Origin of the sequence: Accumulibacter sp. (genome assembly GCF_031732815.1) — a bacterium.
Lineage (GTDB): Bacteria > Pseudomonadota > Gammaproteobacteria > Burkholderiales > Rhodocyclaceae > Accumulibacter.
Window position 1 is genome coordinate 1 of sequence record NZ_JAVMKF010000199.1, and the last position, 3,782, is coordinate 3,782.

Genomic DNA, 3,782 nt, shown 5'->3' on the forward strand with positions numbered 1-3,782 from the left:
GCCAGAACATGCAGCTCAACTGGCCGCAGTTCGAGGAAACGCCGGACATGCTGGCCGAGCTGGCGAGTGTCCAGATGCACGCCGTGCAGACTTCCGGCAACTGCGTACGCAACATCACCACCGACGCCTTCGCGGGCCGCGCGCCGGACGAACAGGTAGACCCTCGCCCCTACTGCGAACTGCTCCGCCAGTGGTCGACCTTCCACCCCGAGTTCGCCTTCCTGCCGCGCAAGTTCAAGATCGCCGTCAATGCCGCGACGACCGATCGTGCGGTAATACGCGCACACGACATCGGCCTGGATGTGCAACGCAAAACCGACGGTGAGATTGGCTTCCGCGTCTTCGTCGGTGGTGGGCTCGGACGGACACCGATACTCGGCCAGGTGCTACGCGATTTCCTGCCGCGCCAGCACCTGCTGACCTACCTGGAAGCGATCATCCGCCTCTACAACCTCTACGGGCGCCGCGACAATCTGTACAAGGCGCGCATCAAGATCCTCGTCCAGGCGCTTGGCATCGAGGAGTTCGCCCGTCAGGTGGAGGCCGAGTGGGCGCACCTGCGCGATGGACCATCAACGGTTCCCGCAGAGGAATTCGACCGCCTGGCGAAGCACTTTCCGTTGCCCGCGTGGCAGCCGCTGGCGGCCGAAGATGTTCGCCATACGGCCCATCTGGCGAGCGACCGCGCCTTTGCCAACTGGGTCAGCCGCTCGGTCCACGCCCACCGCACGCCCGGCTACGCGGCCGTCACGCTGTCCCTGAAAGCACCGGGCAGCGCCCCCGGCGACATCACCGACGAACAGATGCTGGTTGCCGCCGACCTCGCCGAGCGCTTCAGTTTCGGCGAACTGCGCGTGACGCACGAACAGAACCTGGTTCTCGCCGACGTTCGCCTGGCTGACCTCTACGACCTCTGGCAAGTCGCCCGCCAACATCGTCTGGCCACCGCAAATATCGGCCTGCTAACCGACATGATCTGCTGTCCGGGCGGCGACCTCTGCGCGCTCGCCAACGCCCGTTCGGTGCCGATCGCGCAGGCCGTGCACGAGCGTTTCGACGACCTCGACTATCTGTACGACATCGGCGACATTTCGCTCAACATCTCGGGTTGCATGAACTCCTGTGGTCACCACCACGTGGCCAACATCGGCATCCTCGGCGTCGACAAGAACGATGAGGAGTGGTACCAGGTAACCCTCGGCGGCCAGCAGGGCAACGCGACGACGCTCGGCAAGGTGATCGGCCCGTCGTTTCGCGCGCACGAAATCCCTGACGTGATCGCTGCGCTGATTGCGGTCTATGTCGAGCAACGTACCCCGAGCGAGCGTTTCATCGATACGCTGCAACGGATCGGCAGCGATGCGTTCAAGGCGCGCGCCTACGCCGGACGCGACCGGCGGCGTGGCGCAAGCCGCGTCGACCTGAAGGACAAGGAAAGCGAGGCGCTGCATGTCTAGAATGATCAGGCACGGGCAAATCGTCGCCGACGACTGGCAGATTCTCGCGCTGGGCGAAGGCGCCAAAGCGGAGTCGGTCGAGTTGCCGAACGGCCGGACGCTACTGCCGCTCGCCGTATGGCTGGCCCACCGCGACCAGGTAGCGGACCGACCCGAGAGCTTTGGCGTCTGGCTCAACAGCCACGAGGAACCCGCCGCCCTGGTCGGCGATTTAGCGCGCCTGGCGGTGATCGGGGTCAACTTCCCCAAATTTACCGACGGCCGCGGGTATTCGATTGCCCGCCTCCTGCGCGAGCGTCACCACTACCAGGGCGAGATTCGCGCGCTCGGCGACGTCCTCCAGGATCAATTGTTCTACATGCAGCGTTGCGGCTTCGACGCGTTCGTCGTGCGCGCCGACAAGGATATCGAGCGGGCGCTTGCGGGACTACGCGTCTTCAGTGAAACGTATCAGGCAGGCGTCGATCAGCCGCAGCCGCTCTTTTGCCGTCGCGCCAAGGCAGAGACGACATGAGCCGAGCGCTGGATGTCGCCGATCCGGCGCTGCGTGACTCGCTGACCCAGCGCGTCGAGGCCGCGCGCGCACTCTTGCGGACGATCGCCGCCGACTTCTCGCCGGCGGCGTTTGCCTGCAGCCTCGGCGCCGAGGATATGGTGCTCACCGATCTGATCGTCCGCGAACGCCTGCCGATCGAGATTTTCTCGCTCGACACCGGCCGCCTGCCGGCCGAGACCTACGAGCTGATCGATACGCTGCACAAGCACTACGGCCTGAAACTGCGCCTTTTCTATCCGCGCCATGAGCTCGTCGAAAGCTACACGCGGGAAAATGGCATCAACGCCTTCTACGACTCGATCGAACTGCGCCAACGCTGTTGTTTCGTGCGCAAGGTCGAACCGCTGCAACGCGCGCTGGCCGGACGCAAGGCCTGGATCACCGGCTTGCGCGCCAGTCAGGCGGCAACACGCGCCGGCCTGCCATTGCGCAGTTTCGATGCCGACCACGGCGACGGCGGGCTGGAAAAGTTCAACCCGCTTGCCGATTGGAGCGAGAACGAGGTTTGGGCGTATCTGAAGCTCAATCAAGTGCCGTACAATGCGCTGCACGACCGCTTTTACCCCAGCATAGGCTGCGCCCCATGCACCCGTGCGATCACCCCGGGCGAAGACATCCGCGCCGGCCGCTGGTGGTGGGAGAACCCGGAAGCGAAGGAGTGTGGTCTGCACGTCAAACGACCCTGAGCATGGACATTCACGCCAAACCCATCGCCGAGCGCATCGACTGGCTGTTCGGGCTGGCTGACCGGCACGGTGCAATTTTCCGTAGTCCGGAAGCCTGGCTGGCGCGCGAGCGCTACCTCGCCGAACATCCGACGGCGATCGCCGTGCTCAAATGCATGGACGGGCGGATCAACATTCCCGTGGCAACCAACACGCCGGTCGGCATCCTGATGCCCTTCCGCAACCTCGGCGGCATCTTCGACCTCGGCTGGCCGCACCTCGGCGAGGTTCTTGCACACCATGTGCAGCGAGTCGTCGGCGCCGGACGGCACGTCGTCTTCCTCGTCACCTACCATTACTCGCAAGGCGATCCGCGCCGCGGCTGCGCCGGCTTCCAGTACGATACGGCGGCAGCCATCGCTCATACGCATGAAATCCGTCGGCAAATCGAGCATATCTTCGGCAGCAACCACGGCACCGTCTATCCGCTCGTCTGTGGTTTCGAAACCGACGAAGACGCGCTGGTCATTCACGGCACGACGGGCGATACGCTAGACCTGTCGACGCTGACCTCGACCGACCGGGCCACACTCGAACTGCGCCTGGCCGCCCTGCTCCCTGACATGCCGGCACGCATGCGCGCCGACCTGCTGCCGCTGCTCTACGGAAACCTGGAGCATATCGAGACGGTGCGCGCGCAGATTCGCCGCAACGAGCGCCTGCTCGACATCGAGCATCGCGAATGGATGATTTGCCTTGGCCGCGGTTTCGACTTTCTGCACACGCCGAACATCGCGCTGATCATCGGCCCCTACAGCCCGAACCTGGATGTCCCCATTCGCCGAGCAGCGGGAATCATCGAAGCCAACATGCAGGCCGGAAGGATTCCCGATGACGGCTTTCTGCTCCTCGCCTCGGTCCCTTACGACGAAATCGGCGTCGACCGGGCGCGCGCCGAGCTCAAGTCGCGCTTTCTGTCGACCTTTGCCGCCGAGGTGATCCGTGCCGAGTTTCCGCGCCTCGGCGAACAGATGACGATCCGCAACGCAGTCCTCGACTGGCGCTCGCGCACGCTGGAAGCCATCTCCTGCGCCAGTTGACACC

The 3,782-nt window shown here is 64.5% G+C and carries 4 protein-coding genes; all 4 read left to right on the forward strand.

The annotated features are described in order from the left end of the window. Nucleotides 1-1,457: nitrite/sulfite reductase (locus tag RKP46_RS12885; protein ID WP_311107016.1), on the forward strand; the 1,457-nt coding region annotated here is incomplete at its 5' end. Beyond that, entirely contained in the window at nucleotides 1,450-1,971 is a 522-nt protein-coding gene (locus RKP46_RS12890) for a DUF934 domain-containing protein (RefSeq protein ID WP_311107017.1), read from the forward strand. The genes RKP46_RS12885 and RKP46_RS12890, both read left to right, overlap by 8 nt. Further along, a complete protein-coding gene (locus RKP46_RS12895) occupies nucleotides 1,968-2,699 on the forward strand; it encodes a phosphoadenylyl-sulfate reductase (protein ID WP_311107018.1) in 732 nt (243 codons plus the stop codon). Before RKP46_RS12890 ends, RKP46_RS12895 begins: the two co-directional genes overlap by 4 nt. A 2-nt stretch (nucleotides 2,700-2,701) precedes the next feature. Then, complete coding sequence (locus RKP46_RS12900; RefSeq protein WP_311107019.1) at nucleotides 2,702-3,778, forward strand: carboxysome shell carbonic anhydrase domain-containg protein; 1,077 nt, start codon at nucleotides 2,702-2,704, stop codon at nucleotides 3,776-3,778. The last annotated feature ends 4 nt before the right edge of the window (nucleotides 3,779-3,782 follow it).